Below are 15,055 nucleotides of genomic sequence, written 5' to 3'. Positions count from 1 at the left end.
ACTCTGTCCCGTACGAGGCCACTCCGATCCAACACCGTCGTGTCGCCCTGCTTCGGTCAGTGTCGCCCAAGCATCCTAGTCGAGTTCGATGATGCTGCATCCATAGGCCGGTAGTGACAGCTTACCGCCGCGTACTTTGCCGTCGCCGAGCAAGTTCTTGCCCGCAGGCACATTGCCGATGCTTACCAGTTCACCCATCGTATTGAGGATGAAAAGCAGGCGGCGGTCCTTGCTCTCGCGGATGGTCGCTTCGACGCCGTCCGGCATGTCGGCGATGAGCGGCACGATACCGGCAGGCGCCAGCACTTGATCGGCCAGCACCTCGACCAGAGCATCGCTGAGGTACGTGCCTAGGTAGATCACTTGGCCCTTGCCGACCGTACGGGAGGTCATTGCGGCCACGCCCTCGATGAAGCGGTTCGCCCAGCGGCCGATTACCCTGGTGCCGGGGGCGACGTTAAGCAGCTCGTAAAGATGCGCCGCCGTCACCTGTGCATTCCCGATCTTGAGCTCATGTTGGCGGCTCGCCGAAGTCGCCGGCAGCTTCTCGCGGACCGAGTTGGCGCCGAAGCGACCGCCATGCGCGAAAAGGCCATCGCCGCCGACCGGCGTCAAACGTCCGAACTCTTCGACCGTGATACCGGCCAGCGATGAGAGCGTCTTGCCCGGCGAGGTCTCGCGGATGACGTGGTTGTTGACGTCGCGCGATCCGGTGCGAGCGCTGAGGATCACCGTTCCACCGGCCTTGGCGAAGGCCTCGATGCGCGCCGTCCACGCATCGGTCCATTTCAGCCAATGCGGCACATAGAGAGCCTTTAGCTTCGATAGGTCGTCCTCTGGATGGATGAAGCCGCAGGCGATGTTGTGCCGGTAGCAATAGCGATGCAGAAGCGTCGCATCGTCCTGCGGGCTCGGCAGGCCGATGGGGTAGGAGCGGTGCATCTCCTGATTGTCGAAATCTGATCCGGCGATGCCCAAATCCATGCGCACGTGGGTGCCAAGGATCTTGTCCTTGAGCGCCGCAACCTCACCCGCAAACTGCTTGGCCTCGTCATAGCGGCGGCGCGGGATGTCGTCGTGATCGATGATCCCCATCCAGTAGATCTCGGCGCCGAAATGTGCCGGCCGCCAGCGGAAGAACATCACGCCGTCGGCGCCGCGCGCCACCGAGGTGTAGGCCATGCGGCGCATCTCGCCGGGTTCGGGCGTCAACGTCGAAAAGTTCGGCTGTGCGCCGAAGCCAGACTGCTGCTCGGGCACAATGAAATTGCCGGTGAAGCCGCGGCAAATATCGAGTTGAAGCGCCTGCGCTTCCCCGACGCCGCCGACACGCTGCTTCTCGTCATCAAGATAAGGGTAGATGTCGAAGCCGAGGAAATCGAGATCGGTCGAGAACTCGCCACGGAAGTCGATGTCGTCGATGCGGCCCAGATTGTGGAAAACGAACCAGTCCGGATTAGTGGAGCGCAGGATCAGCACCTGATCGTGCTGGAACCGTGCCGTGACGAAGGCGAGGAAGCGGTGATAGTCGACCACATGGGTCGGCCCGACCGGCGCAGGTGCGTAGTCGAGGGGCAGCACCACCTGATCGAAATCGTCGTAGGCGGTAGCCCAGAAATGCCCGCCCCACGCATCGTTGAGCGCGGCGATGGTCTTGTACTTGTCCTTGAGGAAGGCCTGGAACTCGGCCAGCGTCACCGGACCGTAGGACAGCGATCCAGAGGTATTAAGTTCATTGTCCGTCTGCCAGCCGATGATCTGCGAATTGCCGCGATAATGCTCGGCCATCGCTTTCGTGATGCGCTTCGAATGCTCGCGGAACACTCCGCTCGCAAGATTGGCGTGCTGACGCGAGCCATGGCTCATGGCGCGGCCATTGACATCGACGCGCAACACTTCGGGATAACGCGCCGTCAGCCAGCGCGGAGGCGTCGCCGTCGGCGTGCACATGATGGTCTTGATGCCGGCCTTGCCTAGCACATCGATGGCCCGGTCGAACAAATCGAAGTCGAACGTCCCCTCATGCGGCTCTAGAATGTGCCAGGCGAATTCCGCAAGTCGCACCGCGTTGAAGCCCGCGGCTGCCATGCGGTCGGCGTCGCGCTGCCAATAGCTCTCATCGACGTGCTCCGGGTAATGTGGGGCACCGACGAGGAAAGTGTCGGTCGCGATCGGCCGCCAGACAGAGAGCGGCGCGGATTTCGAGGCAGTCGTCATAGTCGGAAAACTCCAGGCGATCGTCTATTTGATAGCGCCGGCCGTCAGGCCGCCCTGCCAGAACCGCTGCAGCAGCAGGAACACCACGATGACAGGGATGATGCTGACCAGCGCGCCGGTGATGACGATCGAGAACAGCACCTGTCCGCCACCACCGCCCTGCTGCGCGAGTTGATACCAGGTCGCAAGGCCCACCGTGATCGGCTGATACTCCTGCGAGCGCAGCACGATGAGCGGCAGGAAGTAGTTGTTCCACGTCCCGACGAATGACAGCAGCGCCACGGTCACCATGCCCGGCGCCACCAGCCGCAGCACAATGGCGCGGAAGATCAGGAACTCGCCGGCACCATCGACACGCGCTGCGTCGAGCAGCTCGTCGTCGACGCCCTGCTCAATATAGACTCGCATCAGGTAGACGCCGATCGGCGAGATCATCGAGGGCAGGATCACGCCCAGCGGATTGTTGCTGAGACCCGAAAGCGCCAGCAGCAGGAAGATCGGGACCACAAGGGCGGTCTGCGGAACAAACACCGCGCCCAGCACGAGCCCAAAGGTCAGATCTCGCCCCCGAAACTTGAACTTGGCGAACGCATAGCCTGCGGCGGCGGAAAGGATCGCGGCACCGAACCCGGCGGCGGTCGAATAGAGCAGGCTGTTAAACATCCAACGCATGAAGAGGCCGTTGTCGCGCGCCAGCAGATCGCTCAGATTTTGCCAGAGACTGAACTCGGTGCCGAACCCGAAGCCGAACGTGGAGAACAGGTCGCCATTCGTCTTTGTTGCCGATAGGACCAGATAGACCAGCGGCGCGAAGCTGTAGACGAGGAATAGTGACAACAGCAGTGTGAGGATGATCCGCGAGCGCCGCCGTTCGCCCGGCCGGCGCCTTGCAGCTTCGAAAGTGGCAATGTCGGTGATCGCAGTCATCATTGCTCCCGCCGACGGCGGTTGGTGATCAGGGTAAAAATGTAGGAGGCACCGGCGATCACAATGCCCAGCACGAACGAGACGGCTGCCGCGTAGCCATATTGCTGGTTCTGAGTCGCCAGCGAATAGGCATAGAGGTTCGGCGTGTAGCTCGAATTGATGGTGTCTCTGGCGAGTGCGCGCATCAAGAACGGCTCATTGAACAGCTGTAGCGTGCCGTTGATCGAAAAGATGATGGTGAGCAGGATCGCCGGCCACAGCAGCGGCAGCTGGATCAGCCGCGCAAATTGCCAGGGCGAGGCACCATCGATCCGGGAGGCCTCGGCGAGGTCCGATGGGATCGCCTTCAGCGCGGCGTAGTAGATCACCATATTGTAGCCGACATATTCCCACGTCACGATATTGGCCAATGAGAAGATCATCGCGCCCGGCGACAGGAAGTCCGGGGGCGGCAGGCTGAGCGCCTTGGCCAACTGCGTGAACGGTCCGAAGGAGGGACCGTAGAGATAACCCCAGATGATCGTCGCGATCACGCTAGGCACGGCATATGGGAGGAAGAAGCCTAGCCGGAAGATTCCTTTGGCATAGACTTGTCCGCGATCGAGCACGATGGCGAACAGCAGCGCCAGGCCCAGCATGATCGGCACTTGTACGATGCCGAACAGAACGAGGTTCCACACACCGCCCCAGAATTTGGCGTCGCCCGCGACCTTGATGTAGCTGGCTGCGCCCGAAAATTGCCGTCCGCCCACCAGCGTGTCGCGGAACAGGCTCATGTAGAACGCATAAACCAGCGGGGCGACGATGAAGGCGAGAAACAGCAGCACGAAGGGCGCCAGGAACAGATAGGGCGCGAGCTTTCGTGACGTTAAGCCGCCCGATCGCGCTGGGCGCGTCGTAGCGGCTGGCGTATTCGACATTGCCATGGTCCCCCGTCCGGCAAGATGAAGAGATCGGGCGCGCCGATTAGGCGCGCCCGGCCGTTGCCCGGGAGAACTTAGGCTACGGTAAAGCCTTGTTCCTTCGCATAGGCGACCACGGCGTCCTGGATGCGATCGAACGCATCGGCCAGCGTGCCATTACCGCTGATCGAGGCGCCGAACTCATCGGACATCGACTGGTACAAGAAGCTCTGGAACGGGCTCCACTCAAACGGTGTCACGGCAGCCGACGATTTGGCGAACACCTCGTTCACGGCCTGGCCGCCGTAGAAATCCATCTTGTTACCTGCCCATTCCGGGCTCGACAGCAGAGCTTTGGTGGTGGGGAAGAAGAACTGCTTGGTGGTGTAGAGCTTGGTGGCTTCGGGATCTCGGCACAGCCAGATCGCGACTTCGGCGGCCTCGGGCAGGTGCTGGGTCGCTTTCAGCACCGCCAGCGTTGAACCACCCCAGGCGCCGGTTGCGAACTTGCTCGCGTCCCACTGCGGCAGATCGGCGGCACGCCACTGGCCAGCGCTGGTCTTGGCGAACGAGGTCAGGAACACCGGACCCCAGCCCGCAGTGAGCCAAGTGGCATAGCGGCCCGAGTCGAGGCCGGTGTACCACTCGTTGTTAAAGCCCGGCTTGGTCTCGACGACACCGGCGGAAATAAGGTCCTGCCAATAGGCAGCGAAGTCCTTGGAAATCTTGTCGTTGATGTTGATCACGAGCTTGTCGCCATCGCGGCTGACCGGCTTCCAGCCCATAGGCCACAGCAGAGCATTGACCCAGTCGCCTGAGCTGAACAGCGCGTCCGTCAGGTAGACGTTGGGATCCGCCGCATGCAGCTTCTTGGCGGCGTCGGCGAACTCTGCCCAGTTGACGGGCGGCGTGATCCCATGCTTGTCGAAGATATCCTTGCGATAGAGCATCGCCATCGGACCAGTATCCTGCGGCATGGCGTTGATCGCACCGCCGTTGCCGAGCTGGCTCCAGGTGCCTTCCGGGAACTCGTCCTTATACGGGTTTGCCCACTGGCCAATGTCGGCGAACGCGTCCAGCTGACGGAAGCTCTCGAGGTGCTGGAATTCGATCTGCACGACATCGGGCAGGCCGCTGCCCCCCTGCAGGCCAGCACGCACCGCCTGGTACTCCGGGTCGCCCTGGCCGGCATTCACGAGTTCGACCTGAATGCCCGGATGCGCGGCGTTGAACAAGTCGACCTGAAGCTGGAGATCCGGCACCCAGGACCACAGCACGACCTTGACGGGCTCCTGCGCCCGCACTGCCGCCGGCAGGGCCGTAACCGCGAGCCCAGCACCCGCAACTTTCAAGAAGTCACGACGCTGCATCGTCCGCCCAAGCGGACTGAGTATCTTCGTCATTGAAGTCCTCCCACGAAAGATACGCTCCTGCACGACGCATGGCGTATTTTTTCTTTCAGTTAGAAACTTAATTCTCAGATTTGGTCGCTGTCAATCGCGATCGATTGATCTTAGTCGGCCATCACGAGGCCGTCGGCAGGGTTGAGCGTGGTCGCATCCAGCACCAGGCGCACAGCACCAAGCACGATGTCGCGGTGCCCCAGCGCGCCTATCACGAGGCGCGGCGGGTCGTACACGTTGCCCTTGAGGCGATGCCGCAGCACATCGAGCACCAGATCACCGCCGCCGACGACCCGGCCCGCCAGTACGATGATTTCGGGGTTCATGAAGGCAGAAACACTGCCCACCGCCATGGTCGCGTAGTCGAGCAGTTCGGTCACGACTGGCGCGATCTTGCCCGCCTGCCGGTCGATGACGGCAGCCAAGGTGAGCTTCCCCGCCGCATACTGCGTGTTGGCCTCTTCGAGCATCCTGGTCGCCTGTTCGGGGATGCCGAAAAAGCGCAGCGATTGCTTGTCGCCCAGATGTTCGAACGGCCGCCCAGTGAGCAGGGGATCATCGAGATACCAGCCGAGTTCGCCTGCCGCATGCGAGTGCCCGCCATAGAGCTTGCCGTCGATCACGACGCCCGCGCCGGCACCCGGCCCGATCGAGAGGCTCACTACGCTGTCAGCGCCACGCCCGGCCCCGAATCCCCATTCGCCCACGGCGGCGAGATTGCGCCCGTTCTCGACGACGATGGGCATCTGAAAATGCTCGCTGAGCCGCGCCCGCAAAGGCATGTCACGCCAGCCGAGCCCGAGCGTCAACACCACTTCCCCCTCCGGCTGCCTGACGATCGACGGCAGGCCAATGCCAATGCCGCGAATGGTCTGGCCGCGCGGGCGGGGGGCCGCCATCAGCCGGCGGATCAGGCCCACCAGTTTTTCGAAGTTGCGCTCGCCATCATCGTCGGCCGTCTCGTGCATTTCTGTCTGCACGACGCCTTCGAGATTGGCCACGGCGCCGTAAAACTCGCCCTTGCCGGCCTCGATGCCGATGATCGCATGCGCCGCACCGCGAAACTTGATGCGCGCACGCGGCCGGCCCCGCGCATTGGCCTCGTCAAACCCGTCATACGCCACCAAATCCTCGGCAATCAGATCGTCGATCACCCGCATCACCGTCGGGATACTGATGTTCAGTCGCTCGGCGAGGCTCGAAGGTGATGCCACTCCTTCGGTGCGGATCAAATCTACCACGGCCGAACGATTGAGTCGGCGTAACAGGCTCGACGTCGTGGGCTGGCGCTTCATCTATACGGACCGGTTTGCGAAGGCCGGCGGACCGGCAACGAGCGTCGGCATAGACCAGAACATCGCCAAAGTCCGCCTTTTTCTTAAGGCGTTTGACGCCGAGCGGCGAAGGCAGCCGCGGTGCCCCGCCAGCTCGCCACACGCTGGCGCAGGCCTCAACGAAAGGGGCCCGCGCGCCTCGGGAACGTGCCTGCACTATCTCGGCAGCTGTGGGAGGATTGCCTCGCTGCGATCTCGTTTGGTCGCCAAGTTCCAAACTTCGTCTGCAAGCACTTCAGGATCGACGACGGGAAAAGAATCCAGAACCATGCCAGCTGCCAAGGCGGCCGCCATCCCCGCAGAATTGTCGATCATGGCGCCCACGTGCAGCATCCCAGCAAGAACGCCATTGGGCCGAACTTCCTCATGCAACGTCATGATGTAATTTCGGGTAGCCGCCATGGCGGGGCCAGGTCCGCTCATTCCAGCCACTGGAAAAACGGCCGACAGCCCGTCGGCCACGATGAAAGCTCCATCGCCGCGCGAACGCATGCCGGGCATCAGCGCATGAGCCAACTCGATTGGTGCCCACGTCAGCAAGGGCGAGATTGACTGCAGATAGCTGGCCTTTAGATCGACCGCCGGAACGAAATAGGCAGTGCTCGAAATGGGCGAGAAGAGAGCAACCTCAATCGGGCCGAGTCGCGTTTCGATTGCGTGTACCAGAGACGGGATAGCGGCAAGATCGCTCAAGTCGGCGGGAAAGCTGTGGGCTTCAATCCCCTGCTCCGCCAGCTTTCCCTTGAGCAGATCGAGACCGGCTGCGCCGCGGGCAATCAGGGCAATCTTGTAGCCTTCCCGACCAAATCGGGCTGCAACCGACGCGCCCAATCCGGTGCCGGCTCCGAATATTGCGATAGTCTTTTGGTCAGTCATCAGGACGCTCCGGGGGTGGTATGTTTTCCTGACCACCTATGTGTGCTATCGTGGTTCGTACACAAGAACGCAGAAATTTATGGCCTAGTCAGATGCTTGTACCTACCCCCCCTCATCTGCCCGGCACCTTCCCCGCATGCCGGGAAGTGAACCAAATGCTCGGGCGTCTCGGCGACAAATGGACCATCATGACGATCACCATGCTGGTTCAGCAGCCTAGACGGTTCAACGAACTCAAGCGCATGATCGGCGGCATCTCTCAGCAGATGCTGACGCGCACGCTGAGAGCACTCGAGGGTGATGGATTGGTCTCGCGAAAGGTGCACCCGAGTACCCCGCCTCAGGTGGAATACAGCCTGACCCCGCTAGGACAATCGTTGGCGCAACCGCTGACTGCGCTGTCGACCTGGGTTCTGGACAACATGGGGGTTATTCAAGGCCACCGTGAACAGATCGCTGCGCCGCCGGTCAACCTCCAGCAAAGAGGCGGATGACTTGCCGGCTGCCAACGCCCTCTCGGCTGAGCCGAAGCTGTTCCATCGTTCAATCCAATGAAAGCTGCCGCTCTGCAATCGGCCCCAAATCGCCTTCACAACGGATAGCCAAGGTCCGCTGTTGGCGCATTGCAGACGCCTGGAGGTTGGACGAGCCTCGGCTCGGACAGAGGCCCGCAAGCTCCAGCGCCTGCAGCCTTAGCGATGGTCGGGGCAGAGTGATTCGAACACTCGACCCCCGGTTCCCAAAACCGGTGCTCTACCAGACTGAGCTATACCCCGAACTATCGCCCTTCCGTTATCGGGAGTTGCTGCAAAGCGCAAGCAGGGCAAGCCATTTGGCACCCGGTTGACGTGAACGGGCCTCTGCGCCGACAAGTGCGCCATGATCGAGCTGAGCAAACCCTGGCCATTTGGCCTCACCCGTCGTCGCGCGCCCTGGTTCGTCCTCGGCTTTTTCGTGCTGATCGCGGTGCTGCATCTGCTCGATCGGCCGCTGTCGGCCTGGGGGCAGGGACTGCCCAACAATGTGCGGGCGGTGTTCTTCTGGATCACCGAATGGGGGAAATCCGACTGGATCCTGATTCCCACCTGCATCGCCTGGCTCGTGGCGTGGCTGCTTTCGCTGCTGACGCGCGATAACCTCCGCCTCGCGCTGCGGGAAGTGGCCGCGCTCGCCGGCTTCATCTTCCTCGGCGTTGGCATGCCCGGTCTCGTCGCGACGCTGCTCAAGCGCGCCATCGGCCGCGGCCGCCCCGAGACCTGGACAACTGATGCGCCGCTGAGCTTCCAGAGTTTCAACTGGAGCGCCTACAACTACCAGAGCTTCCCCTCGGGTCACTCCACCACTGCCTTCGCCTTTGCCGCCGTCGTGACGTTCCTGTGGCCGCGGGCGTTCTGGCCGGCCATGCTGTTTGCTGCCGCCATTGCCGTGTCGCGGGTCGTCGTCGGCGAGCACTACCCCACCGACATCACCGCCGGCGCATTGCTCGGCCTGCTCGGTGCCTATGCGGTGCGCCAGCTGTTCGTATCGCGCGGCTGGCTGTTCGCCAGCACCGCCGAAGGCACGGAGCGTCGGCCGTTCGCCGCGCTCCGTACGCTGCTGGTCAGGCGATAGCCCGGTAGCGGGTCAGCGCCGCGGCCATATCCGCCATGAGGTCGTCGAGGCTCTCGAGCCCTACATGCACGCGGAACATCTGCCCCGGTGCGTCCCATTTCACCGCCGTGCGAATGTTCGAGGGATCGAACGGGATGCAAAGGCTCTCGTATCCGCCCCATGAATAGCCCATGCCGAACAGCGTAAAGCCGTTGACCATCGCCGCCAGCGCGTCGCGCGAGCGCTTCTTCAGCCGGAACGCGAACAAGCTTCCCGCGCCCGAAAAATCGCGCTTGAACAGCGCATGATCCGGATGGCTCGGGAGGGCAGGGTGGTAGACCTCCTCCACCTCAGGCTGCCCCTCGAGCCACGCGGCGAAGGCCAGCGCCGCCTCGTTGTGGTGCTTCATCCGCACCGCCAGCGTCCTGAGGCCGCGCAGCGTCAGGTACGAATCGTCGGGCGATACCGCCACCCCGAGGATGCGGTGGATGCGTTTCAGCCGACCCCATAGCTTCTCGTTGGCGGAAACCGTCCCCACCATGGCGTCCGAGTGCCCGACGAACATCTTGGTCGCGGCGTGCATCACCATGTCGGCGCCCATTTCGAGCGGCCGGTGGAACAGTGGCGTGCCCCATGAATTGTCGACGATCACGGTGATGCCACGGGCGTGCGCCGCGGCAGCAATCGCCGGCAGGTCCTGCATCTCGAAGGTCAGCGACCCGGGGCTCTCGACGAAGACTGCCTTGGTCTTATCGGTGAAGAGCCCGGCGATACCCCCGCCGATGCGCGGATCATAGTAGCGAGTCGTCACTCCGAACCGGCTCAGCCCTTCGCTGGCGAAGGTCCGCGTCGGCTCGTAGGCCGAGTCGGTCAGCAGCAGCTCGTCGCCCGCCGAAACGGCAGCGAGCAGCGCCGTCGAAACTGCCGACAGGCCCGATGGCGCAATGATGGTGCCGGCCGCCCCTTCGAGTTCGCTGATGAGATCGCACAGCGCCCGCGTCGTCGGGTTGTCGTTCCGCCCGTAGCGGTAGGGCGCCTTGTAATCTTCCAGTTCGTCCAGCGACTTGAACAGGATCGTCGAGCCACGGAACACCGGGATGTTGACGAAGCCGAGGTGCTCGTCCGATGCCCGCCCGCCATGCGTGAGAACGGTTGCGAGGGATGCGGGTATGCCGCTTTTCCCGTTGTTATCAGTCATTTCAAACTCTGCCCAAAACGCAGTCACCAGAGAAATATGGGCAAAAAACAGTCAGGTTTGCTGCCCCATTTCGGCCATAGCGCTTGACGCAACCGTCAATTGCCGCTTCGATGCTTACCAGCATCACATCCGCCCTCCAAGGCGGAGGTGCCGCCGGGCAACAGGCTGGGGCCAAGTTGCCCGACGAACAGGGTCAGGAAACAAGGTAATAACAATGATCAAATCGCTTCTTTCCGTCGCGCTTGCGGCAGGCCTCGGCCTTTCCGCATCCGCCGCGTTCGCGCAGACGACAACCTCGGCGACGCTCGACGCGGTCAAGGCCAAGGGCTATGTCCAATGCGGCGTGACCGGCGGCGTGCCGGGGTTCTCTGCCCCCGACGCGAACAACAACTGGTCTGGTCTCGAAGTCGATTACTGCCGCGCTCTGGCGGCGGCGATCTTCAACAATGCGGACTCCGTCCGCTACACGCCGCTCACCTCGCAGGAGCGCTTCACCGCGCTCTCCGCCGGTGAAATCGACGTGCTGTCGCGTACCACCACCTGGACCATGAGCCGCGATACCCAGCTGGGCATCAAGTTCATCGGCACCATGTTCTATGACGGCCAGGGCTTCATGGTCCGCAAGGCCGACAACATCGCTTCGGCGCTCGATCTCAGCGGCGCCGCCGTCTGCATCGAGTCGGGCACCACCACCGAGCTGAACGCGGCCGACTACTTCGCCGCCAACAACCTCGAGTTCAACACCGTGGTGTTCGTCGACCAGGACGAAGTGGTGAAGGCCTACGAAGACGGCCGCTGCGACGTCTACACCACTGACTCCTCCGCGCTCGCCGCCGAGCGTTCGAAGTTCGCCAACCCGGCTGACCACATCATTCTGCCGGAGATCATCTCCAAGGAGCCGCTCGGCCCCGTGGTGCGTCAGGGCGACGATGGCTGGTTCAACATTGCCCGCTGGACCTACTACGCGCTGCTCGAAGCCGAAGAGCTGGGCGTCAGCTCGGCCAACGTCGACGAAATGCTGGCTTCCGACAACCCGGCGATCAAGCGCCTGCTCGGCGTTGAAGGCGACTTCGGCACCCCGATCGGCCTGACCAAGGACTGGGCCTACCAGATCATCAAGCTGGTCGGTAACTACGGCGAGGTCTACGACAAGCATGTCGGCCCGAACACGCCGATCGGCCTTGCCCGCGGCCTGAACGCCCTGTGGAAAGACGGCGGCATCCAGTACTCGCCGCCGATCCGCTAAACCTTCTGCAGCCCGGCGCTGAGCTCCAGCGCCGGGCTGATCGTTTCCGGCGGGCGGCAGGCGGAACCCGCATGCGCCGGTATTTTTCTTCTCCTGGGCAGGGAGATGCATAGCTCATGGCATCCATCGACACGGCGCAATCACCGCCGCGGGGCTTCTCATTCAACGATCCCGTCGTGCGGGGCGTCATCTACCAGGTCGTCGTCGCGGTACTGGTGGTGGTGTTCCTCGTCTGGATCGTCAACAACACGGCGATCAACCTCAAGGCGCAGAACAAGACCTCGGGCTTCGACTTCCTGTGGAAGACGGCCGGGTTCGACATCAGCTTCACGCTGTTCCCGTTCGATCGCACTTCGCTCTACTGGCAGGCGTTCCTCGTCGGCCTCACCAACACCGTTCTCGTCGCCGTCATCGGCATCTTCTTTGCCACGCTCATCGGCTTCACTATCGGCATCGCACGGCTGAGTTCGAACTACCTGGTGTCCCGGCTGGCGACGGTCTACGTCGAGACCATCCGCAACATCCCGCTGCTGCTGCAGCTGTTCTTCTGGTATTTCGCGGTGCTGAAGACCATGCCGGCGGTGCGCGACTCGCTGGCGCTGCCGCTCGATACCTTCATCAATCAGCGCGGCCTGTTCGTGCCCAAGCCCATCCCCGACGAGCAGTTCGTCTGGGTCTGGGTCGGGCTCGCCGTTGCCCTGGTGCTGTGGCTGGTGCTGCGGCAATGGGCCAAGGCGCGCCTCGAGCGCACCGGCAAGCGCTTCCCGGTGTTCCTCGGTGGCCTCGCCCTCACGCTGGTTATCGTCGGCCTCGTCTGGGTGGTGAGCGGCGCTTCCGTCACCTTCGATCCGCCGGTGCTCAACCGCTTCAATTTCAAGGGCGGCCTGGAGTTGCCCCCCGAGCTCGTGGCGCTGGTCTTCGGCCTCTCGATCTACACCGCGGCGTTCATTGCCGAGTTGGTGCGCGGCGGCATCCAGTCGGTCAGCCACGGCCAGACCGAGGCGGCAGAGGCGCTGGGGCTACAGGATGGCGACCGGCTGCGGCTGGTCATCGTCCCGCAGGCGATGCGCGTCATCATCCCGCCGCTGACCAGCCAGTACCTGAACCTGACCAAGAACTCGTCGCTCGGCGCCGCCATCGGCTACCCCGAGCTGGTCAACGTGTTCACCGGCACGACGCTCAACCAGACTGGCCGCGCCATCGAGGTGATCGCGCTCACCATGCTGGTCTACCTCATCCTGTCGCTGGGCACCTCGGCGATCATGAACTGGTACAACGCCCGTGTGGCGCTGGTTGAACGCTAGGAGCGGCAGATGACCGATATCGCCTTCGTCCGCTCCGAGATCGAGAAAGCCCAGCCGGCGCCCCGCAGCCAGACTGGCCTCGTCGCCTGGCTGCGCAAGAACCTGTTTGCCAGCGTCTCGGACACCATCCTCACCGTCGTCGCGGTAGTGCTGCTGTTGTGGCTCGTCCCGCAGCTCTACGGCTTCCTGATCGGCCGCGCCGTCCCTCCGGGCGGCACGGTCGAGCAGTGCCGGGTCGAGAATGTCGGTGCCTGCTGGGCCTATATCGCCAGCGAGATCGAGTTCTTCATCTACGGCTTCTACCCGATGGCCGAGTACTGGCGCCCGAACATCGTGTTCGCCATGCTCGCGCTGATCGGCCTGCCGCTGCTCTGGCCGTCGGCCCCGTTCAAGATCGTCAACGCCATCCTGTTCTTCGTGGTGTTCCCGATCGCCTCGGTGGTCATGCTGTCGGGTGGCATGTTCGGCCTGCGCTACGTGCCGACCGAGCAGTGGGGTGGGCTGCTGGTCACGCTGATCATCTCGGTGGTCGGCATCAGCCTGTCGCTGCCGATGGGGATCCTCCTGGCGCTCGGCCGGCAATCCAAGCTCCCGATCATCAAGACCCTCTGCATCGCCTTCATCGAGCTGATCCGCGCCGTGCCGCTGATCACCATCCTGTTCATGGCCTCGATCATGCTGCCGCTGTTCATGCCGCAGGGAACGACCGTGGACAAACTGGTGCGCGCCCTGGTCGGTGTGACGCTGTTCGCCTCGGCCTACATGGCCGAAGTGGTGCGCGGCGGCATGCAGGCCATCGGCCGCGGCCAGTACGAGGCGGCCGCCGCCCTCGGGCTCGGCTATTGGCAGCGCATGGGCTTCATCATCCTGCCGCAGGCATTGAAGCACGTGATCCCCGGCATCGTCGGCAACTTCATCTCGCTGCTGAAGGATACCTCGCTGGTCTACATCGTCGGCATGAAGGATCTGCTCGAAGCGGTGAAGACCAAGAACGACGCCATCGAATGGGCATCGCCAACGCAGTCGGTCACCGGCTATATCTTTGCCGCAGCCGTGTTCTGGGTGCTCTGTTTCTCAATCTCCCGATACTCCCGATACTGGGAGCGCCGGCTCAATACCGGCCACAAGAGGTAGCTGATGTCAGACGTATCTCCAGTCGTCGTCGATCGCGATATCGACACCACCAACATGCAGGTTTCCAAGACCGAGGTGGCGGTCGAGATCATCGGCATGAACAAGTGGTTCGGTGATTTCCACGTGCTGCGCGACATCAACCTCAAGGTGATGAAGGGCGAGCGCATCGTCATTGCCGGGCCGTCGGGCTCCGGCAAGTCGACACTGATCCGCTGCATCAACCGCCTCGAGGAGCACCAGAAGGGCCAGGTCATCGTCAACGGCGTCGAGCTGACCTCCGACCTGAAGCGCGTCGATGAAGTGCGGCGCGAAGTCGGCATGGTGTTCCAGCACTTCAACCTGTTCCCGCACCTGACGATCCTGCAGAACCTGACGCTGGCGCCGATCTGGGTGCGCGGCGTGCCCAAGGCACAGGCCGAGGAAACGGCGATGATGTACCTCGAGCGGGTGCGCATCCCCGAGCAGGCGGCCAAGTACCCCGGCCAGCTCTCGGGCGGCCAGCAGCAACGCGTCGCCATCGCCCGCTCGCTCTGCATGAACCCCAGGATCATGCTGTTCGACGAGCCGACCTCGGCGCTCGATCCGGAAATGGTCAAGGAAGTGCTTGAGGTGATGATCAGTCTCGCCGAGGAAGGCATGACCATGCTCTGCGTCACCCATGAAATGGGTTTCGCCCGCCAGGTCGCCAACCGCGTCATCTTCATGGATCAGGGCCAGATCATCGAGCAGAACGAACCCGAAGCGTTCTTCTCCAACCCGCAGCACGAACGCACCAAGCTGTTCCTCAGCCAGATATTGCACTGAGTCAGTTGGGACCCGAGGCCCCGCAGTTTCCGCCTCCCTCCCCCTTTTGAGGGGAGGGATTGAGGGTGGGGTGGTGCGGTGATCACCGATGGACCCCCCCACCCCTCCCCTCAAGGGGGA

13 protein-coding genes and 1 tRNA gene are annotated in these 15,055 nt (G+C 62.9%); 6 read left to right on the top strand and 8 right to left on the bottom strand.

Translation table 11 applies throughout. From position 1 onward, the window contains the following. Nucleotides 1-75: 75 nt before the first annotated feature. The 6 genes from ASC68_RS10915 to ASC68_RS10890 all read right to left on the bottom strand — a co-directional run bounded on the left by ASC68_RS10915 (nucleotide 76) and on the right by ASC68_RS10890 (nucleotide 7,659). Complete coding sequence (locus ASC68_RS10915; RefSeq protein ID WP_055878653.1) at nucleotides 76-2,217, bottom strand: beta-galactosidase; 2,142 nt, start codon at nucleotides 2,215-2,217, stop codon at nucleotides 76-78. 24 nt (nucleotides 2,218-2,241) lie between these two features. Further along, nucleotides 2,242-3,144, bottom strand: a complete 903-nt coding sequence (locus tag ASC68_RS10910) for a carbohydrate ABC transporter permease (protein ID WP_055878650.1) — start codon at nucleotides 3,142-3,144, stop codon at nucleotides 2,242-2,244. Continuing rightward, nucleotides 3,144-4,064, bottom strand: a complete 921-nt coding sequence (locus ASC68_RS10905; protein ID WP_055878647.1) for a sugar ABC transporter permease — start codon at nucleotides 4,062-4,064, stop codon at nucleotides 3,144-3,146. The genes ASC68_RS10910 and ASC68_RS10905 overlap by 1 nt, the downstream gene beginning before the upstream one ends. A gap of 77 nt (nucleotides 4,065-4,141) precedes the next feature. Continuing rightward, the gene (locus ASC68_RS10900; protein WP_055878644.1) at nucleotides 4,142-5,449 is read right to left on the bottom strand and encodes a substrate-binding domain-containing protein; all 1,308 of its coding nucleotides are present in this window, start codon (nucleotides 5,447-5,449) and stop codon (nucleotides 4,142-4,144) included. A gap of 110 nt (nucleotides 5,450-5,559) precedes the next feature. Further along, the gene (locus ASC68_RS10895; RefSeq protein WP_082528070.1) at nucleotides 5,560-6,744 is read right to left on the bottom strand and encodes an ROK family transcriptional regulator; all 1,185 of its coding nucleotides are present in this window, start codon (nucleotides 6,742-6,744) and stop codon (nucleotides 5,560-5,562) included. A 195-nt stretch (nucleotides 6,745-6,939) separates the two neighbouring features. After that, nucleotides 6,940-7,659 (bottom strand): SDR family NAD(P)-dependent oxidoreductase, encoded by a 720-nt coding sequence (locus tag ASC68_RS10890; RefSeq protein WP_055878639.1) that lies wholly within the window; start codon nucleotides 7,657-7,659, stop codon nucleotides 6,940-6,942. A gap of 155 nt (nucleotides 7,660-7,814) precedes the next feature. Between ASC68_RS10890 and ASC68_RS10885 the strand changes: the two genes are divergently transcribed. Continuing rightward, nucleotides 7,815-8,153, top strand: a complete 339-nt coding sequence (locus tag ASC68_RS10885; RefSeq protein ID WP_349236239.1) for a helix-turn-helix domain-containing protein — start codon at nucleotides 7,815-7,817, stop codon at nucleotides 8,151-8,153. A gap of 205 nt (nucleotides 8,154-8,358) precedes the next feature. Here the strand turns inward: ASC68_RS10885 and ASC68_RS10880 are convergent. Continuing rightward, nucleotides 8,359-8,435: transfer RNA gene (locus ASC68_RS10880), tRNA-Pro, on the bottom strand. Between the two features lie 103 nt (nucleotides 8,436-8,538). Between ASC68_RS10880 and ASC68_RS10875 the strand changes: the two genes are divergently transcribed. Beyond that, nucleotides 8,539-9,270, top strand: a complete 732-nt coding sequence (locus ASC68_RS10875; protein ID WP_055878635.1) for a phosphatase PAP2 family protein — start codon at nucleotides 8,539-8,541, stop codon at nucleotides 9,268-9,270. Here ASC68_RS10875 and metC read toward each other — a convergent pair. After that, nucleotides 9,260-10,447, bottom strand: coding sequence for a cystathionine beta-lyase (gene metC, locus ASC68_RS10870; RefSeq protein WP_055878632.1), 1,188 nt, complete (start codon nucleotides 10,445-10,447; stop codon nucleotides 9,260-9,262). The genes ASC68_RS10875 and metC overlap by 11 nt on opposite strands. A 214-nt stretch (nucleotides 10,448-10,661) precedes the next feature. On the opposite strand from metC, the gene ASC68_RS10865 reads away from it, so the two are divergent. The 4 genes from ASC68_RS10865 (at nucleotide 10,662) to ASC68_RS10850 (ending at nucleotide 14,935) form a co-directional block, all read left to right on the top strand. After that, on the top strand, nucleotides 10,662-11,693 hold the full coding sequence (locus tag ASC68_RS10865) for an amino acid ABC transporter substrate-binding protein (protein WP_055878630.1): 1,032 nt from the start codon (nucleotides 10,662-10,664) through the stop codon (nucleotides 11,691-11,693). 116 nt (nucleotides 11,694-11,809) lie between these two features. After that, nucleotides 11,810-12,997: an amino acid ABC transporter permease gene (locus tag ASC68_RS10860; protein WP_055878627.1), complete on the top strand. Its 1,188-nt coding sequence runs from the start codon at nucleotides 11,810-11,812 to the stop codon at nucleotides 12,995-12,997. 9 nt (nucleotides 12,998-13,006) lie between these two features. Further along, the gene (locus tag ASC68_RS10855) at nucleotides 13,007-14,131 is read left to right on the top strand and encodes an amino acid ABC transporter permease (RefSeq protein ID WP_055878624.1); all 1,125 of its coding nucleotides are present in this window, start codon (nucleotides 13,007-13,009) and stop codon (nucleotides 14,129-14,131) included. 3 nt (nucleotides 14,132-14,134) lie between these two features. Continuing rightward, entirely contained in the window at nucleotides 14,135-14,935 is an 801-nt protein-coding gene (locus ASC68_RS10850; protein WP_055878623.1) for an amino acid ABC transporter ATP-binding protein, read from the top strand. Nucleotides 14,936-15,055: the final 120 nt, after the last annotated feature.

It is taken from the genome of Devosia sp. Root105 (genome assembly GCF_001424865.1).
Lineage (GTDB): Bacteria > Pseudomonadota > Alphaproteobacteria > Rhizobiales > Devosiaceae > Devosia_A.
This window is presented reverse-complemented; position numbering and strand designations above follow the sequence as displayed.

Bases quoted from the DNA above. Each gene is read 5' to 3' on its own strand.
- ASC68_RS10915 (WP_055878653.1), bottom strand. From the start codon at position 2,217: ATGACGACTGCCTCGAAATCCGCGCCGCTCTCTGTCTGGCGGCCGATC.
- ASC68_RS10910 (WP_055878650.1), bottom strand. From the start codon at position 3,144: ATGACTGCGATCACCGACATTGCCACTTTCGAAGCTGCAAGGCGCCGG.
- ASC68_RS10905 (WP_055878647.1), bottom strand. From the start codon at position 4,064: ATGTCGAATACGCCAGCCGCTACGACGCGCCCAGCGCGATCGGGCGGC.
- ASC68_RS10900 (WP_055878644.1), bottom strand. From the start codon at position 5,449: ATGACGAAGATACTCAGTCCGCTTGGGCGGACGATGCAGCGTCGTGAC.
- ASC68_RS10895 (WP_082528070.1), bottom strand. From the start codon at position 6,744: ATGAAGCGCCAGCCCACGACGTCGAGCCTGTTACGCCGACTCAATCGT.
- ASC68_RS10890 (WP_055878639.1), bottom strand. From the start codon at position 7,659: ATGACTGACCAAAAGACTATCGCAATATTCGGAGCCGGCACCGGATTG.
- ASC68_RS10885 (WP_349236239.1), top strand. From the start codon at position 7,815: ATGCTCGGGCGTCTCGGCGACAAATGGACCATCATGACGATCACCATG.
- ASC68_RS10875 (WP_055878635.1), top strand. From the start codon at position 8,539: ATGATCGAGCTGAGCAAACCCTGGCCATTTGGCCTCACCCGTCGTCGC.
- metC (WP_055878632.1), bottom strand. From the start codon at position 10,447: ATGACTGATAACAACGGGAAAAGCGGCATACCCGCATCCCTCGCAACC.
- ASC68_RS10865 (WP_055878630.1), top strand. From the start codon at position 10,662: ATGATCAAATCGCTTCTTTCCGTCGCGCTTGCGGCAGGCCTCGGCCTT.
- ASC68_RS10860 (WP_055878627.1), top strand. From the start codon at position 11,810: ATGGCATCCATCGACACGGCGCAATCACCGCCGCGGGGCTTCTCATTC.
- ASC68_RS10855 (WP_055878624.1), top strand. From the start codon at position 13,007: ATGACCGATATCGCCTTCGTCCGCTCCGAGATCGAGAAAGCCCAGCCG.
- ASC68_RS10850 (WP_055878623.1), top strand. From the start codon at position 14,135: ATGTCAGACGTATCTCCAGTCGTCGTCGATCGCGATATCGACACCACC.